Source organism: Streptomyces sp. NPDC032822 (assembly GCF_055578825.1).
Map to the genome: position 1 here is coordinate 17208 of NZ_JBVIOL010000011.1, position 19212 is coordinate 36419.

Below are 19212 nucleotides of genomic sequence, written 5' to 3' on the forward strand. Positions count from 1 at the left end.
TCGTCTGGACGTGCGAACAGCGCACATGGTACGTATGACGGAGGAAGTTATACGTAAAACCTCACGCGTCACCGGCGCACCGGGCGAGCAAAGGGTGGGACATGGCCGTGGGATACCTGGAGATCCTCAGGGCGAGGCACGCCGTCCGGCTGCTCGCCGGAACGCTGGTGGGGCGGCTGCCGAACGCCACCGCCGCGATCGCGATCGTCCTGTTCGTGCGCGCCGAGGGCGGCACCTACAGCCTGGCCGGCGGGCTCGCCGCCGCGTACGGCGTGGCCAACGCCGTCGGACAGCCGGTTCTCGGGCGCCTGGTGGACCTCCACGGCCAGCCGCGCGTCCAACTGCCCGCAGCCCTCCTGTCGGCCCTCGCGATGGCCGCCTTCGCCTTCACGGGCACCGACCCGCTGCCGCTCGCCTACGCCGCCGTGGCGGCCGCCGGACTCCTCACACCGCCCCTGGAGGGCGGCCTGCGCGCGCTGTGGGCGTCCGTCCTCCACAAGGAGGAGCAGGTGCACACCGCCTACGCCATGGACGCGGTCGCCCAGGAAGTCATGTTCACCGTCGGGCCGTTGCTGGTGACGCTGTGCGCGTCGCTGTGGTCGGCGCAGGCCGCGCTGCTGGTCCTGAACGTCGTCGGCGTGTTGGGGGCACTCTCCGTGGTCGTGTCGCCGCCCTCGCGCGCGTGGCGCTCGGCCCCGCGCGAGGCGCACTGGCTAGGCGCGCTGCGCTCGCCCGGACTCCTCGCCATGCTCGGCGCGTTCCTCCTCGTCGGTGTCGCGCTCGGCTCCATCACCGTCGCCTCCGTGTCGTACGCCGACGACCACGGCGGCGACGCGGTGTACGGCTGGTTGATGGCGGCCATCGGGCTGGGGGCCCTGATCGGCGGCCTGTTCTACGGGGCGCGGCAGTGGACCGGCGAGCCGGCCCGCCGACTGCAGGTCCTGGTGGCGCTTCTGGCGGTGTGTTACCTCCCGCTGACGCTGATGCCGGGTGCCGTCGCCATGACCCTGCTGATGGTCCTCGCCGGCGTCTTCCTCGCGCCCGCCATCGCCTGCGCCTTCGTGCTGGTCGACCGGCACGCCCCGCGCGGAACGGTCACCGAGGCGTTCTCCTGGCTGGTGACGACGTTCACCGTCGGGGCGTCCCTCGGGACGGGCCTCACCGGGCCGATCGTCGAGACCGGCGGGACGGTGTGGGGCTTCGTCGTGCCGGGCGCCGCGGGAGGCGTCTCGCTGCTCGTGCTGCTGGCCACCGGGCGGGTCCTCGCAGCTTCCGCGCGGGGCGCGGTGGTTGCGGCTTCATCGGAAAATGATCCAAACCGTGCTGCCGAACCCCGTTTCAGCTCGGGGGATCGGGCGTAATGTTCAGTCATGGACCGCCGCATTTTCGGGCTGGAGAACGAGTACGGCGTCACGTGTACGTTCAGGGGACAGCGACGCCTGTCTCCCGACGAGGTGGCGCGGTACCTCTTCCGCCGTGTCGTGTCATGGGGCCGCAGCAGCAATGTCTTTCTGCGAAACGGTGCCCGCCTCTATCTCGATGTCGGGTCACATCCGGAATACGCGACACCCGAATGTGACAACGTGACCGAACTGGTCACGCACGACAAAGCAGGCGAGCGCATTCTCGAAGGACTCCTGGTGGACGCCGAACGACGCCTGCACGAGGAAGGAATCGCGGGCGACGTCTACCTCTTCAAGAACAACACCGACTCGGCGGGCAACTCCTACGGCTGCCACGAGAACTATCTGGTGGCCCGTCACGGGGAGTTCTCCCGGCTCGCGGACATTCTCATTCCGTTCCTCGTCACCAGGCAGCTTCTCTGCGGCGCCGGCAAGGTGCTGCAGACCCCGCGCGGCGCGGTCTACTGCGTCAGCCAGCGGGCCGAGCACATCTGGGAGGGCGTCTCCTCGGCGACGACCCGCTCCCGGCCGATCATCAACACCCGCGACGAACCGCACGCCGACGCCGAGCGCTACCGCCGCCTGCACGTCATCGTGGGCGACTCCAACATGTCCGAGACCACGATGCTGCTCAAGGTCGGCGCCACCGACCTGGTGCTGCGCATGATCGAGGCGGGCACCGTGATGCGGGACCTGACCCTGGAGAACCCGATCCGGGCGATCCGCGAGGTCAGCCACGACATCACCGGCCGGCGCAAGGTGCGTCTGGCCAGTGGCCGCGAGGCCTCCGCCCTGGACGTGCAGCGCGAGTACTACGAGAAGGCCGTGGACTTCTGCGAGCGCCGGGGCATCCGCACCGGCACCGTCGAGCAGGTCCTGGAGCTGTGGGGCCGCACCCTGGACTCGATCGAGGCCGAGGACCTCGACCGGATCGGCACCGAGATCGACTGGGTCATGAAGTACAAGCTCATCGAGCGGTACCGGGCCAAGCACAACATGACCATGTCCCACCCGCGGGTCGCGCAGATAGACCTCGCCTACCACGACATCCACCGCCGTCGTGGCCTGTACTACCTGCTGGAGAAGAGGGGCCAAGCAGCCCGGATCTGCAACGACTTGAAGATCTTCGAAGGCAAGTCGGTTCCACCGCAGACCACTCGGGCACGGCTGCGCGGCGACTTCATCCGGCGGGCGCAGGAACAGCGCCGTGACTTCACGGTCGACTGGGTCCACCTCAAGCTCAACGACCAGGCCCAGCGCACGGTGTTGTGCAAGGACCCGTTCCGTTCCGTGGACGAGCGGGTGGAGAAGCTGATCGCCGGAATGTGAGCAATGCGTTCCGGCCGAACATTCGGAACGCCACACGGGCGCCGTACGTTTCACGTACGGCGCCCTTCTCACGTCGTAGAGTTGCGCGCACGCCATCAACAAGATCAACCGATTACGAGGCCCTCACCGTGCGCCGACGCTCACTCATCATCGCCGTTCCCACAGGACTGGTCGCGCTCGCCGGATGCGGCGACGACGAGTCCGGCTCCAGCGAGACGAGCGACAGCGCGTCTCCCTCGGCGTCGGCCTCCCCGTCGTCCGTTCCCGCGCCGAAGATCGTCGACGGACCCCTGCCGGCGATCACCAAGGGCACCAAGTTCGGTGAGAAGCCGACGGTCGCCAAGGGCAGCGGCGACCCGTCCGAGAACCTCGCGGTGAAGACGGTCACCGCGGGCGGCGGCACCACCGTCGCGGAGAACGACTACATCCAGGCGAACTACCTCGGTCAGATCTGGGACACGGCGAAGGTCTTCGACAACTCCTACGACCGCAAGACCCCGCTGCTCATCCAGCTCGCCCAGGGCAGCATCATCGACGGCTGGCGGTACGGCCTGAGCGGCAAGAAGACCGGCAGCCGCGTCCAGCTCGCCGTGCCGCCGACCTGGGGCTACGGCACGGAGGGCTACAAGGAGGGCGGCATCAAGGGCACCGACACGCTGGTCTTCGTCGTCGACCTGGTCAAGACCTTCAACGCGAAGAGCTCCGCCAAGGGCACCGAGGTCGCCCAGGACGACGTGGACCTGCCCAAGGTCGGCACCAACACCGACGGCAAGGCGCCCTCCGTCGAGATCCCCAAGTCGGACGCGCCCAAGAAGCTGGTGGCGAACTACGTCATCGAGGGCGACGGCGACGAGGTGGCCGCCGAGAACACGGTCCTCGTGCAGTACAAGGGCGTCCTGTGGGACGGCGGCAAGGAGTTCGACTCCACGTACGGCCGCAAGGCCCTGACGTCGTTCTCGCTCCAGCAGGTCGTCAAGGGCTGGTCGCAGGGACTGACCGGCAAGAAGGTGGGTAGCCGGGTCCTCGTCGTCGTCCCGCCGAACCTCGGCTACGGCGACAGCCCGCCCGCGGGCAGCGACATCAAGAAGGACTCCACACTGGTCTTCACGGTCGACATCCTCGCGAAGATGTGATCCCGCCGGGATGCAAGACTGTGCCCGTTGCCTTTCCGTACACAAGCAGGAGCTAGAGACGTGAGCATCGACAAGCCCGAGATCGACTTCCCGGGCGGCGAGCCCCCGGCGGACCTGGAGATCAAGGACATCTGGGAGGGCGACGGCGAGGTGGCGCAGGCGGGCCACAACGTCTCCGTCCACTACGTCGGCGTTGCCTTCAGCACCGGCGAGGAGTTCGACGCCAGCTGGAACCGCGGCACTCCGTTCCGATTCCCGCTGGGCGGCGGCCGCGTCATCAAGGGCTGGGACCAGGGCGTGCAGGGCATGAAGGTCGGCGGCCGTCGCCAGCTGACCATCCCCGCCCACCTCGCCTACGGCAACCAGAGCCCGACCCCGGCGATCAAGCCCGGCGAGACCCTGATCTTCGTGGTCGACCTCCTCGGGGTCTGATCGTCGTACGACCGGTCTCGATCACCTGGGGCCCATGCCTGTCCGGGCATGGGCCCTCGGCTTTTGCCGCGCCACTTCGGGGCGGTACGGTCATCGTCCGTAAGCACCATAGGGAGGCGAAGGGCGTAGATGGCCATTGCCAAGGCCGAGCGGCTGATGAACCTGGCGCTCTGTCTGCTCGGGACGCGGCGGCCGCTCAGCAAGCGCGAGCTGCGTGATTCCATCGAGGCCTATCTGGAGTCCGGCTCGGACGACTCCTTCAACCGGATGTTCGAGCGCGACAAGGACGATCTGCGCGAACTCGGCCTGGTCATCGAGACCGTCGAGAACCTGGACGGCGAGGTCGGCTACCTCGCCCGCCGCGACAGCAACCGTCTGCCGCCCGTCACCCTGGACGCCGAGGAGGCCGCCGCCCTGGGGCTGGCCGCCAAGGTGTGGCAGCAGGCCCGCCTCGCGGGTGCGGCCAGCGGCGCCCTGCAGAAGCTGCGCGCGGCCGGCCTCCCCGAGGACTTCGACCCGAACGAGTCGCATGGCGCCCTGGAGCCCCGCATCCCGGTGCACGAGGCCGCGTTCGAACCGCTGATGCTGGCCTGCCGCGACCGTCGCCCGGTCGCCTTCGACTACCGCAAGGCCACCGCCGCCCGCCCCGAGCCCCGGCACGTCGAGCCGTGGGCACTGGAGTGCTGGCGCGGCCACTGGTACCTGGCGGGGTGGGACCGCGACCGGAACGCGGAGCGGGTGTTCCGGCTGTCCCGGATCACCGGCAAGGTACGCACCCGCGGTGCCCGCTTCACCGCCCCCGTGCCGGACGTCGTCATCGTCCGTGAGACCGTCGCGAGCTGGGCCGGCGAGACCGCCGACCGCTCCGCGCTGATCCGGCTGCGCGCCGGCGCGGGCTACCCGCTGCGGTCGAAGGCCGTCTCCGTGCGGGAACTGGGGGACGGCTGGGACGAGTTGGAGATTCCGTACGGCCATGGGCTGGACGCCTGGCTGGTGGAGTTCGGGCCGGACGTGGTGGTCCTGGAACCCGCCGAACTGCGGGCCGATGTGGTGGACCGGCTGCGTGCCGTGGCCAAGGGCTGAGGGGACGTAAGAACGTGGTGGGAAAACCGGCCAGGCCGGCGAACGCCATCGACCAGACCCGGCGGATGCTCTCCCTGGTGACCTATCTGCGGGAGCGCCCCGGCGCCCGGGTCGAGGACGTGGCCCGGGCCTTCGGGATCACCGAGGACGAACTGGTCTCCGACCTCGATGTGCTGCCCATGTGCGGCACCAGCTTCCGCGGCGGCGATCTGCTCGACATCGACACCGACGGCGAGCGCATCTGGTGGCACAACCCCGATGACGTGGCCGAGCCGCTGCGGCTCGCCGCCGACGAGGCCACCGCGCTGCTGGTCGCCGCGCGCGCGGTGTCGACACTGCCCGGCCTGCGCGAGAGCGACCGGCAGGCGCTGCTGCGGGCGACCGCCAAGGTGGAGGCCGCGGCCGGTGAGCAGGCGGGGGCCAGCTCCCGGCTGTCCGTGACCTTCGAGTCCGAGGGCGGTGTCTTCGCGGACGTCGACCGGGCCATCTCCGAGCGCCGCCGACTGTGGATCCGCTACTACTCGCCCGCCCGCGACGAGGTCACCGAGCGCGAGATCGACCCGATCCGCCTGGTCAGCGTCGGTCACACCTATGTCGAGGCCTGGTGCCGCCGCTCCGAGGCGCGCCGCACCTTCCGGCTCGACCGGGTGGCCGAGATCAAGATCCTCGACGAGCCCTCCGTACCGCCGGAGATCCAGCTGCGGGACCTGTCCGAAGGCCTGGTGCAGCCCGCCGCCGAGGACCCCGAGGTGGTCGTCGAGGTCGGCCCCGGCGGGCGCTGGGTCGCCGAGTACTACCCGCACGACAGCGCGGACGAGCTGCCGGACGGAGGGCTGCGGATCACCCTGCGCACCCCGGAGCCCGCCTCGCTGCGGCGGCTGGCGCTGCGGCTGGGCCGCGAGGGCCGGATCGTGTCTCCGAGCGATCTCGCCGACAGCGCGCGCGACGCGGCCCGCGAGGCGCTGGCGGCGTACGACGGGGTCGAGGCGCACGGCGCTCCGGGCGCGCGGGCGGTTCACGACGGACAGACCGACAGGCAGGAGCAGGAGCTTTGAGCGAGTCGTCGACGTCTGGTGCGGAACTGACGATGGACGCGGGAACGCAGGTGGGCGCCGGGACGCCGGTGGCCGTGGAGTGGCCCATGGGCGTGGGGACGCAGAGGGGCACGGGGAGGGCGGCGGGCCCCGGAGTGTCGGTGGGCTCCGAGGTGTCGGTGGCCGCCGCGTTCGCCGGAATGAGAAGCGTGACCCCGGTGACCTTCAGGGCGGGCTGCCCGGACTGCCGGGGCCGCTTCGAGCTCGCCGCGAGCGCCCTGCGACTGGCGATCGGCGCGTCGAGCCGCAGCACCTTCTACTCCTTCACCTGCCCCGACTGCGGAACGGCCGTCCGCAAGCCGGCCGGCGAGCGGATCGTCGAGCTGCTCACGGGTGGCGGGGTCAGGACCCTGCGGCTCCACTCCACCCTCTAGGCTCGCCTCATGTTCTGGCCGATGTTCGCGGTAGCCGTGGGTTTTGTGGGTCTCGCCGTTCTCGGTGTGTTCGCCGTGCGGGTCTTCCTGGAGGCGCAGCGGCTGGGCAGGCAGGTCACGGACTCGGCGCAGCGCATCGGCCGGGCCGCGGAGGATCTGGAGCGGGCCTCCCTGAGCGTGGCCCGCTCTGTGGACTCGCTGTGAGGTGCCCCGGGTGTTCTCTGTGAGTTCCGGGTGTGATGCGCTTTGGGTCACTTCGCCCTGTCGACTTGGCGGTCCCGGCAGGTACGCTGCTGGTCGCGACCCGGAGAACGAGGCCCGGACCGCGGACCGGGAGTAAGCACAGGGATTGCCACGCGTTTACCCCTGAGCGTTACGATCGCTGTCAGCACGGTCGATCGGACACTTGTCCGACCGGTCGGACAGCACCCCACTCCAGCCGCCTCGGTGAGAAGGTAAAGACTTATGTTCGGAAGGCTCGGCGCCCCCGAGATCATTCTCATCCTCGTCGTCATCATCCTGCTGTTCGGCGCCAAGAAGCTTCCGGACATGGCGCGTTCGCTCGGCAAGTCCGCGCGGATCCTCAAGAGCGAGGCGAAGGCGATGAAGACCGAGGGCCAGGACAACGCGTCCGCTCCCGCGGCACCGCCGCAGGACGACCAGCAGCCCCCCGTCCAGCGCACCATCCAGGCGGCTCCCGGCGACGTGACAAGTGCCCGCCCGGTCACCGAGCCGACGGACACGACCAAGCGCTGACGCAGGGCCGGTGACCTCCGGCCCGCCGCACGAGATGGGAACGTGGGTTGCTGAAGTCTGCCCGCAAAGAGGAGAAGGATCCCGAGGGGCGGATGCCCCTCGCGGAACACCTTCGTGAGCTCCGCAACCGGCTCTCGAAGGCGATGCTGGCCATCGTCGCCATCACCGTCGTCGCCGCGTTCTTCTACAACGACATCATCAACCTGATCACGAAGCCGATCCTCGACTCGGTCGGGTGTGACAAGACCTTCGCGGAACTGGCGAAGTCGACGCAGTCCACCAAGCCGTGCGCGGAGATCACCATCAACGGTCTCCTCACCCCCTTCACGCTGGCGCTGAAGGTGTCGCTGATGGCCGGTGTCGTGCTGGCCTCGCCGGTCTGGCTCTACCAGCTGTGGGCGTTCATCGCCCCCGGCCTGCACCGGAACGAGAAGAAGTACGCCTACGCCTTCGTCGGCACGGGCGCCCCGCTGTTCCTGGTCGGCGCCTACTTCGCCTACACGGTGCTGCCCACCACGGCGGAGGTGCTGATCGGCTTCACGCCGAGCGGCACGTCCAACCTGCTGCCGCTGGACGACCTGCTCGACCTCGTCCTGCGCATGGTGCTCGTCTTCGGGCTCTCCTTCGAACTGCCCCTGCTGCTCGTCTTCCTCAATCTCACCGGGGCGATCACCGGCAAGCGGATGCTCGGCTGGTGGCGCGGGATGATCATGGGCATCACGGTGTTCGCGGCCGTCGCCACGCCCAGCACCGACCCGCTGACCATGATGGCGCTCGCCGGACCCATCTGGGTGCTGTACTTCGCGGCCGTCGCCTTCTCCCTGCTCAACGACCGCCGGAGGCGCCGCCGTGACGAGCTGGGCCCCGACGACGACGAAGCCTCCGAACTCGACCTCACCCCCGAGGCGATCGGCGAGGTGGAGACCGTCTCGGCCACCCGGGCACTGCCCGAACAGGCGAGCACGGACCGGGTCAACGGTTATGACGACGTGACCTGATCGAGCACACCGCCCTTGTAACGTCCAGGGCGTGACCAGCGAGATCACCCTTTTCGTCAACCCCACCGCGGGGCGCGGCCGGGGCGCCCACGCGGCGCAGCCGGCCGCTTTCGCGTTGCGGGCGGCCGGATTCTCCGTGCGGAGCGTCCTCGGGGCGAGCGCCGAGGACGCCCTCGCCCGCGCGCGTGCCGCCGTCGCCGAGGGCACCGGCGCGCTGATCGCCGTGGGCGGCGACGGTATGGCGCACCTCGCCCTCCAGGCGGTCGCCGGCACCCCCACACCCTTCGGCCTGGTCGCCGTCGGCACCGGCAACGACTTCGCCCGGGCCCTGGGCCTGCCGGTGCGCGACCCGGCCGCCGCGGGCCGGCTGATCGCCGACGCCCTCAAGGGCGGCCGACTGCGCGAGGTCGACCTCGGCCGGGCCGACGGCCGCTGGTTCGGCACGGTCCTCGCCTCCGGCTTCGACTCCCGGGTCAACGACCGCGGCAACCGCATGAGATGGCCGGCCGGACGCCTCAAGTACGACCTCGCGATGCTCGCCGAACTCGCGGCCTTCCGCCCCTACCCGTACCGGATCACGCTGGACGACACGGACGTCCGGGAGGTCGAGGCGACCCTCGTGGCCGTCGGCAACGGGTCGTCGTACGGCGGCGGCATGCGGATCTGTCCGGGCGCGGACCTCACCGACGGCCTGTTCGACATCACCGTGGTCGGGGACTGCAGCCGCAGGACCCTGCTCCGGGTGTTTCCGGCCGTCTACCGGGGCCGGCACGTCGACCATCCCAAGGTCACCGTGCTCAGGGCGGCGAAGGTCGAGATCGCGGCCCCGGGCATCACCGGCTACGCCGACGGCGAGCCGCTCGGACCGTTGCCGCTGACCGTGCGCTGCATGCCGGGTGCGGTGCGGGTCATAGGGCCGTGAGCTGCGGGGATTCGATGTTTATCCGCATCGGATCCGGATAATGATCGTCCTGTTGTCAGTGGCGCCCGGTAGTCTCGAAAGCACGATGACAGAGGAACTCTCACCGGCCGAGCGGTACGTGGCAGCCCGTAAGCGTGCCGTCGAGCAGGCCACCGCCCTCGCGGACTTCCGCGAGATGTACGACTTCGGCCTCGACCCCTTCCAGATCGAGTCCTGTCAGGCACTCGAAGCGGGCAAGGGCGTCCTGGTGGCCGCACCCACCGGTTCCGGCAAGACGATCGTCGGCGAGTTCGCCGTCCACCTCGCCCTCCAGCAGGGCAAGAAGTGCTTCTACACGACACCCATCAAGGCCCTGTCGAACCAGAAGTACGCCGACCTGTGCCGCCGTTACGGCGCGGACAAGGTCGGCCTGCTCACCGGCGACAACAGCGTCAACTCGGACGCCCCCGTGGTCGTGATGACCACCGAGGTGCTGCGGAACATGCTGTACGCGGGCTCGCAGACCCTCCTCGGCCTCGGATACGTGGTGATGGACGAGGTGCACTACCTCTCCGACCGCTTCCGCGGCGCCGTCTGGGAGGAAGTGATCATCCACCTCCCCGAGTCGGTCACCCTCGTCTCGCTCTCGGCCACCGTGTCGAACGCGGAGGAGTTCGGCGACTGGCTCGACACCGTGCGCGGCGACACCGAGGTGATCGTCTCCGAGCACCGGCCGGTACCGCTGTTCCAGCACGTGCTCGCCGGGCGGCGGATGTACGACCTCTTCGAGGAGGGCGAGGGCCAGAAGAAGGCCGTCAACCCCGACCTCACACGCCTGGCCCGCATGGAGGCACAGCGCCCGTCCTACCAGGACCGCAAACGCGGCCGGGCGATGCGCGAGGCCGACCGTGAGCGGGAACGCAGGCAGCGCTCCCGTATCTGGACCCCGAGCCGGCCCGAGGTCATCGAACGGCTCGACGCCGAGGGCCTGCTGCCGGCCATCACCTTCATCTTCAGCCGCGCCGCCTGCGAGGCCGCCGTCCAGCAGTGTCTGCACGCCGGCCTCAGGCTCAACGACGACGAGGCGCGGGAGAAGGTCCGCGCCCTGGTCGAGGAGCGCACCTCCTCCATCCCGACCGAGGACCTGCACGTCCTCGGCTACTACGAATGGCTGGAGGGCCTGGAGCGCGGTATCGCGGCCCACCACGCGGGCATGCTGCCGACGTTCAAGGAGGTCGTCGAGGAACTCTTCGTCCGCGGCCTGGTCAAGGCGGTGTTCGCGACCGAGACGCTCGCGCTGGGCATCAACATGCCCGCCCGCTCGGTGGTACTGGAGAAGCTCGTCAAGTGGAACGGCGAGCAGCACGCCGACATCACCCCCGGCGAGTACACCCAGCTCACGGGGCGTGCGGGCCGGCGTGGCATCGATATCGAGGGCCACGCGGTGGTGCTGTGGCAGCGCGGCATCAGCCCCGACCACCTGGCCGGCCTCGCCGGCACCCGCACCTATCCGCTGCGCTCCAGCTTCAAGCCGTCGTACAACATGGCGGTCAACCTGGTCGAGCAGTTCGGCCGGCACCGCTCGCGGGAGCTCCTTGAGACGTCGTTCGCACAGTTCCAGGCCGACAAGTCGGTCGTCGGGATCTCCCGGCAGGTGCAGCGCAACGAGGAGGGGCTGGACGGCTACAAGGAGTCCATGACCTGCCACCTCGGCGACTTCGACGAGTACGCGCGGCTGCGCCGCGACCTGAAGGACCGGGAGACCGAGCTGGCCCGGCAGGGCGTCAACCAGCGGCGGGCCGAGGCCGCCGTCGCGCTGGAGAAGCTCAAGCCGGGCGATGTCATCCACGTCCCGACCGGCAAGTACGCGGGGCTGGCGCTGGTCCTCGACCCGGGGCTGCCCGCCGGACGGTCCAACGGCCACCGGGGCTTCGAGCACCATGACGGTCCGCGCCCGCTGGTGCTGACCGCCGAGCGGCAGGTCAAGCGGCTCGCGTCGATGGACTTCCCGGTGCCCGTCGAGGCGCTGGAGCGGATGCGGATCCCCAAGTCCTTCAACCCGCGCTCCCCGCAGTCCCGCCGGGACCTCGCCTCCGCGCTGCGCACCAAGGCCGGGCACATCCCGCCGGAGCGGGCCCGCAAGAAGCGGGCGCAGGCCGCCGACGACCGGGAGATCGCCCGGCTGCGCACCGAGATCCGGGCCCATCCGTGCCACGGCTGCAACGACCGTGAGGATCACGCCCGTTGGGCCGAGCGCTACCACCGGCTGATGCGGGACACCTCGCAGCTGGAGCGTCGTATCGAGGGGCGCACCAATACCATCGCGCGGACGTTCGACCGGATCGTCGCCCTGCTGACCGAGCTGGACTATCTGCGCGGCGACGAGGTCACCGAGCACGGCAAGCGGCTCGCCCGGCTGTACGGCGAACTCGACCTGCTGGCGAGCGAGTGCCTGCGGGCCGGTGTGTGGGAGGGGCTCACCCCCGCCGAACTGGCCGCCTGCGTCTCGGCGTTGGTCTACGAGTCCCGGGTCTCCGACGATGCCATGGCGCCCAAGGTGCCCTCGGGCAAGGCGAAGGCCGCGCTCGGTGAGATGGTGCGGATCTGGGGGCGTCTGGACGCCCTGGAGGAGGACTTCCGGATCACCCAGACCGAGGGTGTGGGGCAGCGTGAGCCCGATCTCGGGTTCGCCTGGGCCGCGTACATGTGGGCCTCGGGGAAGGGGCTCGACGAGGTGCTGCGTGAGGCGGAGATGCCGGCGGGGGACTTTGTGCGGTGGTGCAAGCAGGTGATCGATGTGCTGGGGCAGATTTCCGCCGCGGCGCCGGTCTCCGGTAGTGCGGGGTCGACGGTGGCGCGCAATGCGCGCAAGGCCGTTGACGAGTTGCTGCGGGGGGTTGTGGCCTACTCGTCCGTGGGGTGACTGGTCGAGTGGTGGGTGCGGGGCGGTGCGTGACTGGTCGCGCGGTTCCCCGCACCCCTTGGGTGCCTCTTCTCAGCGGGCGTCGAGATATGAGCGCCAGCTTCCATGGCGTGTGATGTCCTCGGCGTCCGTCAGGGCGCTCGGTTCGCAGAGGAAGCCGGGGGCGTGGGTGCCGTCCGACAGTTCGATCCTGCCCAGGGTCATCGGGCGGGGGAGTGCCGTCAGCAGGCGGCCGAGGCCCTCTGCCGGGAGGCGCCAGATCTCTGTCTCGATCTCCGCGCCGCCCTCGCCCACGTGGACCAGGCCGGGCTTCGGCGGGTCGGTCCGCAGGGCGTGCAGGCGGTAGGCCGCAGCCGTGGTCGTGGTGCGGTCCAGGCGGGCCCCCAGGGACAGGAGTTGGGGGTTGAGAGGCTGGCCGGACAGGTGGGCGCCCACCACGGCCACCCGGGTTTCCGGCTGGAGCAGGGCGGCGATCCTCGCCAGGCGTTCGTCCGTGAACGCCGGGCCGATGAGCATCACGCCGAACGGGAGGCCGCCCACCTCGCCGGCGGGGGCGGCGACCGCGGCCAGGTCGAAGAGGTTGGTGGAGTTGGTGAAGCGGCCCAGGCGGGCGTTGGCGCCCAGCGGATCGGCGGCGACCTCGGCGAGAGTGGGGTGCCCGGGAGCCGTCGGCAGCAACAGGGCGTCCGCGTCGGCCAGTTCGGTGAGGGCGCGGGCCCGCAGGGCGGTCAGCCGGTCGGTGTCGGCGTAGAGCTGGTGGGCCGGGATGTCGCGGGCGCGGGTGATGATGCCGGCGACCGTGGGGTCGAGGGACGGATCACCTTCGGCTGTTGCCTTGTCGACAAAGCTCCCGACCGCCGTGTAGCGCTCGGCGACGAACGCGCCCTGGTAGAGCATCGCGGCGGCCTCGGTGAAGGGGCCGAGGTCGATGTCCCGCACCGAGACGCCCGCCTCGACGAGCCGGGCCACCGCGGCCTCGTAGGCCCTGGCCCACCCCTCGTCCAGTGCGCCGAGCTGTTCCCGTGCCGGGACCGCGATCCGCCAGGGGCCCGGGCCGCGAGCGGGGAGGGAGGGGAGGGCGCGGTCGGGCGGGGACGCCATGTACGCCAGCGCCCGCTCGGCCTCCGGGAGGGTGCGGGCGAAGACCGTCACGCAGTCGAGCGAGGCGCAGGCCGGGACGACCCCGGCCGTGGGGACCAGCCCGCGGGTCGGCTTGATGCCGACGATGCCGTTGAAGGCGGCGGGGACGCGCCCGGAGCCCGCGGTGTCGGTGCCGAGCGCGAGGTCGACGATGCCCAGGGCCACCGCCACGGCCGAGCCGGAGCTGGAGCCGCCGCTGATCCGCGCCGGGTCGTGGGCGCCCCGGACCGCACCGTACGGGGAGCGGGTGCCGACCAGGCCGGTCGCGAACTGGTCCAGGTTCGTGGTGCCCAGCACGATCGCGCCCGCGGCCCGCAGCCGGGCGACCACCGGGGCGTCGGCCTCGGGAGCATAGGCGTAGGAGGGGCAGCCCGCGGTGGTGGGCAGGCCGGCCACGTCGATATTGCCCTTGGCGGCGAACAGGCGCCCTGCCAGGGGGAGCCGTTCGCCGCCGGACACCCGCTCGTCGATCGCGCGGGCCTCCGCCTCGACCTCCTCCCGCGGACGCAGGTCGATCCAGATCTCGGGGCGGTCCACGGCCTCGATACGGGCGTAGGCGGCGCGGACTCGGGAGAGCGCGGTGCTCATGGGGCGTTCCTCTTTCCTCTTCTAGCGCGCGGCCGGGGCCAGGACGACCAGTGCCGTGCCCGCCTCCACCTGGTCGCCCGGCCTGGCCAGGACCTCCGCGACCACACCGGCCATCGGCGCGTGCACCCTGGACTCCATCTTCATCGCCTCCAGGGCGAGCAGCGGCTGGCCGGCCGTCACCTCGTCACCCGGCTCGACGTTCAACTGCCATACCGACGCGGCGAACTCGGCCTCGACCAGTCGGCCGCCCGCGGGGACGTTCACCTCGGCCGGGGGAGCGGCCGGCGCGGACGCCGCCTCGGCCCGGGTGAACTCGCCGGCCGCCTCCCACGCGTCCCGCTCCGCGGAGAACGCCGACTGCTGGCGGGACCTGAACGCGGCGATCGGCTCGGCGTTCTGGGCCAGGAAGGCCTGGTAGTCGGCCAGCGAGAAGGTGCCCTCCTCGATGCGCGGAACGAAGCGGCCGGACATGATGTCGGCGCGTAGCTCCAGGAGTTCGTCGGCGTCCACCGGATACCACTTGATGCGGTCGAAGAAGCGCAGCAGCCAGGGCGAGCCGGCCTCGAACGCGCCGCGCTGCTGCCAGCCCGACCACACCTGGGTCGTCCGTCCCACGAACTGGTAGCCGCCGGGGCCCTCCATGCCGTAGACGCACAGATAGGCGCCGCCGATGCCGACCGAGTTCTCCGCGGTCCAGGTGCGGGCCGGGTTGTACTTCGTCGTCACCAGGCGGTGCCGGGGATCGAGGGGGGTGGCCACCGGCGCGCCCAGATAGACGTCGCCGAGGCCCAGGACGAGGTACTCCGCGTCGAAGACGGTGTCGTAGACCTCCGCCACCGACCCCAGGCCGTTGACCCGGCGGATGAACTCGATGTTCCACGGGCACCAGGGCGCGTCGTCGCGGACGCCCGCCATGTAGCGGGCTATCGCCTCGCGGGTGGCCGGGTCGTCCCAGGAGAGGGGGAGGTGGACCGTGCGGGAGGGGACCACGAGTGCGTCGCTCGGCGGGAGGGAGGCGGTGATCTCCCTTACCGCGGTGAGGAGTTCGGACTGCGACAGCCGGTTCGGGTCGGTGCGGATCTGGAGGGAGCGGATGCCCGGCGTGAGGTCGGTGACCCCCTTTGGGCCCTGCTCCGACACCGCCTCCATCAGCGCGTGGACCCGCATGCGCAGCGCGAGATCGAGCTGCATCGGACCGAACTCGACCAGCAGGTTGTCGTCGCCGCTGCGCCGGTAGGTCACATCCCCGTCGCGGGCCAGGATCCCGCCGTCCACGATCGGCGGGCGGGGCCCGCCCGACACGTCGACCGGCGCGAAGCGCACGGTGTCGCCCGGCCGCAACTGGCCCAGCTTCCAGCGCTCGGTGCTGATCACGGTCGCCGGGCAGACGAACCCGCCCAGCGACGGGCCGTCCGGGCCCAGCAGCACCGGCATGTCGCCCGTGTAGTCGACGGCGCCGACGGAGTACGGGGTGTCGTGGATGTTGGACGGGTGCAGGCCCGCCTCGCCGCCGTCGGTCCGCGCCCAGCGGGGCTTCGGGCCGACCAGGCGGACGCCGGTGCGCGCCGAGTTGAAGTGGACCTTCCAGTCGGCGGCGTAGAAGTCGTGGATGTCCTCCTCGGTGAAGAACTCCGGTGCGGCGTGCGGGCCTTCGACGGCCTGGACGTGCCAGAGGGCCCCGAAGTCCGGGCGGTCCTCCAACGGGACCGGTCCGCCCGCCGTCACCGGCTCCGTGACCGGTTCCGGCACCGAGCGGCCGTGCAGGACGTCCCCCGTGCGCAGTGCCCGGCCGCCGTGGCCGCCGAAGCGGCCCAGGGTGAAGGTGCTCGCGCTGCCGAGGAAGGCGGGCACGTCGAGACCGCCGGCGAACAGGACGTAGGTCCGCAGGCCGTGCTCGGAGGGGGCGCCGATCTCCAGGAGGGCTCCGGCGGGTACCGTCACCGGCTCCCACTGCGCGACCCGCGTCCCGTCGACGGTGACCGGCGCCGGGGCGCCCGTGACGCACACGGTCGTGGGGTGGGTGAACCGCAACGAAGGGCCCTGGAGGGTGCATTCGAGGCCGGGAGCGCTCTGCGGGTTGCCCAGTGCCCGGTTGCCGAGCCGGAACGACAGGTCGTCCATCGGACCGCACGGGGGGACGCCGACCTGCCAGTAGCCGGTACGGCCCGGCCAGTCCTGCACCGTGGTGAGTGTGCCGCCGGAGACGACCTCGATACGGGGCGTCGGGTCGCTCACGGAGGCGAGCGTCGCGGTGGAGTGCGTGGCGGTGGTGAAGTCCCGGTGTGCGAGGGCCGCCCGGACCAGGCCGAGGTTCGTCTCGATGCCGTCGACGCGGGTACGGGCCAGCGCCTCGTCCAGCCGTCGCAGGGCGTGCGCCCGGTCCGGGCCGTACGCGACGACCTTCGCGAGCATCGGGTCGTAGGACGTCGTCACCTCGGTGCCGGTCTCGACCCAGCCGTCCACGCGCACGCCCGGCGGGAACTCCACCCGGGTCAACAGGCCCGCGCTGGGACGGTGTTCGCGTGAGGGGTCCTCGGCGTAGACGCGGGCCTCGACGGCGTGACCGCGCGGTGTGCCCGGGTCGCGGACGACGTCCCGCTCGCCGCGTGCCAGCCGGAGCATCCAGCCGACCAGGTCGACGCCGTAGATCTCCTCGGTGACCGGGTGCTCCACCTGGAGGCGGGTGTTGACCTCCAGGAAGTACGCCTCCTCGCGGGCGGCGTCGTAGACGAACTCGACGGTTCCGGCGGAGCGGTAGCCGACCGAGGCGCACAAGTCCCGTGCGGAGGAGGCGAGTTGCGTACGGATGTGGGTGGGCAGACCCGGTGCCGGGGCCTCCTCCAAAACCTTCTGGTTGCGGCGCTGGAGGGAGCAGTCGCGGTCGCCGAGGGTGACGACCCTGCCCTCGCCGTCGCCGAAGACCTGCACCTCGACATGGCGGGCGTGCTCCACCAGGCGCTCCAGGAAGACACCGGCCAAGGAGAAGGAGGCGGCGGCGACGCGCTGCACCCGCTCCCAGGCGTCGGCGAGTTCGTCGGCGGAGTGGCAGGCCGACATGCCGATGCCGCCGCCACCGCCGGTGGCCTTGAGCATGACGGGGAAGCCGATCACCCGGGCCTCGGCGAGCGCGTCGTCCAGGTGCGCCAGCAGGCCCGTGCCCGGGGCCAGCGGCACCCCGGCCGCCCGAGCCGCGGTGCGGGCCGTGTGCTTCGCGCCGAACAGCTCCAACTGTTCCGGCGTCGGGCCCACGAACACGATCCCGGCGTCCTCGCAACGCCGCGCGAACGCCGCGTCCTCGGACAGGAAGCCGTAGCCGGGGTGGATCGCGCCCGCGCCGGTGTCCTTGGCCGCCTTGAGGACGAGGTCGGCGTCGAGGTACGACTCCTTCGCGGGCGCCGGGCCGAGCCGGACCGCCTCGTCGGCCAGCCGGACGTGCGGGGCGGAGCGGTCCGGGTCGGAGTACATGGCGATCGTGCGCAGCCCGAGTTCGCGTGCGGTGCGGATGATCCGGACCGCTATCTCGCCCCGGTTGGCGACGAGGAGGGTGTCGAAGGTCATCCGGGGGCTCCGATCGTCATCTGCACGGCCGTCGGCTCGAAGCCGTTGCACGGGTTGTTGATCTGGGGGCAGTTGGAGACCAGGACCAGGACGTCGCGCTCGGCCCGCAGGGTCAGCTTCAGGCCGGGGGCGGACAGACCGTCGACGATGCCGAGGGTGCCGTCCTTCTCGACGGGCACGTTCATGTACCAGTTGATGTTGGAGACCAGGTCGCGCTTGCCGAGGCCGTGCCGGGCGCCCTCGGCGAGGAAGTTGTCCACGCAGGCGTGCTGCGACCAGGTGTGATGGCCGTAGCGCAGGGTGTTGGACTCCTTGGAGCAGGCGCCGCCGACCGTGTCGTGGCGGCCCACGTCGTCCGCGAGCACTGTCATCAGCGGGGTGTACTCGTTCGACATCAGCACGCTGCCCGTGGTGAGGAAGAGGTTCCCCTGGGCGTGGATCGTGTCGGGCGCGCTGTAGCGGACCGACGTGTCGTGGGCGTCGTAGGCGAGAAAGTCGACCGCCTGGTTGCCGTGCAGGTCGGTGATGGTGAGGGTGTCGCCCGAACGGACGACGGACGACCAGGCGGCGCGGGCCGCGACGACGGTCGTGCTCGGCCGGGGGCCGGTGTGCGGGACGGGTTCGGTCCGGGTGCTCATGCGATCCCCCTCGCGGCGAGGAACTCGGCGGTGTTGAGGAAGGCGCGGCGGGCCTCGGGCCCGGCGTCCCACAGCGGGTCGCCCGGCCCGGTCGCCTCCGCGCGCCAGGCGAGCACCTCCAGCGGGGTGCTGACGTACTCCGCGCGGGGGTCGGCCGGGTGCGGCACGTTGGCGATCAGGACGGTCAGGTCCTGCTCGGCGCGCAGCGTCACGCTGCCGCCGGGGCCGGCCGAGCCGGTGAAGTCCAGGGCGCCGTCCTCGCGGACCTCCACGCCCTGGAAGAAGGAGAGCGAGGGCGGCAGGTCGCGGGGCTCCAGACCGTTCTTGGCGGCGGCCAGCTTGAACAGCTCGCGGCCCGCGGGGGAGGGGCTCTGCGGGGTGCCGTCGCCGTACCGCCCGGTGTTGCGGGCGAGGGTGGACGTGCCGCACAGGGCGTCGTGCCGGCCCGAGGTGTCGGTGACCAGCGAGGCGAGGACCCGGCCCTGGTCGGAGAGGAGGAGGTGGCCCTCGCCGAGGTAGGCGTTCCACTGCACCTTCACCGTGTCGGCCACGTTGAGGCGCTCCCAGGGCCGGTCGGCCACGAACAGCAGGAGGTGCGCGCAGGCGTCTCCCCGGGGGTCGGTCAGGCGCAGTTCGGTGCCGCGGGCCAGCACCCGGTGGGTGTAGTTGCCGCCCGCCACCGTCTCGGCCCACACCAGGTGGCCCGCCTCGCAGGGCGGGTTCGGCCAGTTGCCGGCCGGGACGACGGGCATGGCCTCGGTGCGCGTGCCCTCCTGGGCACGGGCATGGGCACGGGCTCCGTACGTGGTCGCTGTCGCCATCGCGGGTCCTCCGGCTCCGGGGGGTCGTTCGTACTGGTGAC

16 protein-coding genes are annotated in these 19212 nt (G+C 71.1%); 12 read left to right on the forward strand and 4 right to left on the reverse strand.

All coding sequences use genetic code 11. The annotated features are described in order from the left end of the window. The first annotated feature begins 101 nt into the window (after positions 1-101). From ACZ5VD_RS28430 to ACZ5VD_RS28485, 12 genes are all read left to right on the forward strand, one after another. The gene (locus ACZ5VD_RS28430; protein ID WP_468552343.1) at positions 102-1361 is read left to right on the forward strand and encodes an MFS transporter; all 1260 of its coding nucleotides are present in this window, start codon (positions 102-104) and stop codon (positions 1359-1361) included. A gap of 9 nt (positions 1362-1370) precedes the next feature. Beyond that, the gene (gene pafA / locus ACZ5VD_RS28435) at positions 1371-2732 is read left to right on the forward strand and encodes a Pup--protein ligase (RefSeq protein ID WP_468552342.1); all 1362 of its coding nucleotides are present in this window, start codon (positions 1371-1373) and stop codon (positions 2730-2732) included. Positions 2733-2860: 128 nt separating this feature from the next. Continuing rightward, positions 2861-3865: an FKBP-type peptidyl-prolyl cis-trans isomerase gene (locus ACZ5VD_RS28440; RefSeq protein ID WP_468552341.1), complete on the forward strand. Its 1005-nt coding sequence runs from the start codon at positions 2861-2863 to the stop codon at positions 3863-3865. A 60-nt stretch (positions 3866-3925) separates the two neighbouring features. Continuing rightward, complete coding sequence (locus ACZ5VD_RS28445; protein ID WP_020128331.1) at positions 3926-4297, forward strand: FKBP-type peptidyl-prolyl cis-trans isomerase; 372 nt, start codon at positions 3926-3928, stop codon at positions 4295-4297. A 129-nt stretch (positions 4298-4426) separates the two neighbouring features. After that, a complete protein-coding gene (locus ACZ5VD_RS28450) occupies positions 4427-5380 on the forward strand; it encodes a helix-turn-helix transcriptional regulator (protein ID WP_468552340.1) in 954 nt (317 codons plus the stop codon). A 14-nt stretch (positions 5381-5394) separates the two neighbouring features. Next, positions 5395-6435, forward strand: a complete 1041-nt coding sequence (locus ACZ5VD_RS28455) for a helix-turn-helix transcriptional regulator (RefSeq protein ID WP_468552339.1) — start codon at positions 5395-5397, stop codon at positions 6433-6435. 179 nt (positions 6436-6614) lie between these two features. After that, a complete protein-coding gene (locus ACZ5VD_RS28460) occupies positions 6615-6848 on the forward strand; it encodes a hypothetical protein (RefSeq protein ID WP_468552365.1) in 234 nt (77 codons plus the stop codon). Positions 6849-6857: 9 nt separating this feature from the next. Beyond that, a complete protein-coding gene (locus ACZ5VD_RS28465) occupies positions 6858-7052 on the forward strand; it encodes a hypothetical protein (RefSeq protein ID WP_468552338.1) in 195 nt (64 codons plus the stop codon). A gap of 261 nt (positions 7053-7313) precedes the next feature. Next, positions 7314-7604 (forward strand): Sec-independent protein translocase subunit TatA, encoded by a 291-nt coding sequence (tatA, locus tag ACZ5VD_RS28470; RefSeq protein ID WP_468552337.1) that lies wholly within the window; start codon positions 7314-7316, stop codon positions 7602-7604. A 47-nt stretch (positions 7605-7651) separates the two neighbouring features. After that, on the forward strand, positions 7652-8602 hold the full coding sequence (tatC, locus tag ACZ5VD_RS28475; protein WP_468552336.1) for a twin-arginine translocase subunit TatC: 951 nt from the start codon (positions 7652-7654) through the stop codon (positions 8600-8602). 31 nt (positions 8603-8633) lie between these two features. Continuing rightward, entirely contained in the window at positions 8634-9524 is an 891-nt protein-coding gene (locus tag ACZ5VD_RS28480) for a diacylglycerol kinase (RefSeq protein WP_468683718.1), read from the forward strand. 40 nt (positions 9525-9564) lie between these two features. Further along, a complete protein-coding gene (locus tag ACZ5VD_RS28485) occupies positions 9565-12426 on the forward strand; it encodes a DEAD/DEAH box helicase (RefSeq protein WP_468552334.1) in 2862 nt (953 codons plus the stop codon). 72 nt (positions 12427-12498) lie between these two features. On the opposite strand, the gene atzF is transcribed toward ACZ5VD_RS28485, so the two are convergent. From atzF to ACZ5VD_RS28505, 4 genes are read right to left on the reverse strand one after another with little or no spacing between them, the layout of a single operon-like run. Continuing rightward, the gene (atzF, locus tag ACZ5VD_RS28490; protein ID WP_468552333.1) at positions 12499-14154 is read right to left on the reverse strand and encodes an allophanate hydrolase; all 1656 of its coding nucleotides are present in this window, start codon (positions 14152-14154) and stop codon (positions 12499-12501) included. 21 nt (positions 14155-14175) lie between these two features. Next, on the reverse strand, positions 14176-17712 hold the full coding sequence (locus ACZ5VD_RS28495; protein WP_468683719.1) for a 5-oxoprolinase/urea amidolyase family protein: 3537 nt from the start codon (positions 17710-17712) through the stop codon (positions 14176-14178). Next, positions 17709-18350 carry an urea amidolyase associated protein UAAP2 gene (locus tag ACZ5VD_RS28500; protein ID WP_468552331.1) on the reverse strand — a complete coding sequence of 214 codons (642 nt, stop codon included), beginning with the start codon at positions 18348-18350 and terminating at the stop codon, positions 17709-17711. The genes ACZ5VD_RS28495 and ACZ5VD_RS28500 overlap by 4 nt, the downstream gene beginning before the upstream one ends. Next, the gene (locus ACZ5VD_RS28505) at positions 18347-19171 is read right to left on the reverse strand and encodes an urea amidolyase associated protein UAAP1 (RefSeq protein WP_468552330.1); all 825 of its coding nucleotides are present in this window, start codon (positions 19169-19171) and stop codon (positions 18347-18349) included. The genes ACZ5VD_RS28500 and ACZ5VD_RS28505 overlap by 4 nt, the downstream gene beginning before the upstream one ends. Positions 19172-19212 lie beyond the last annotated feature (41 nt).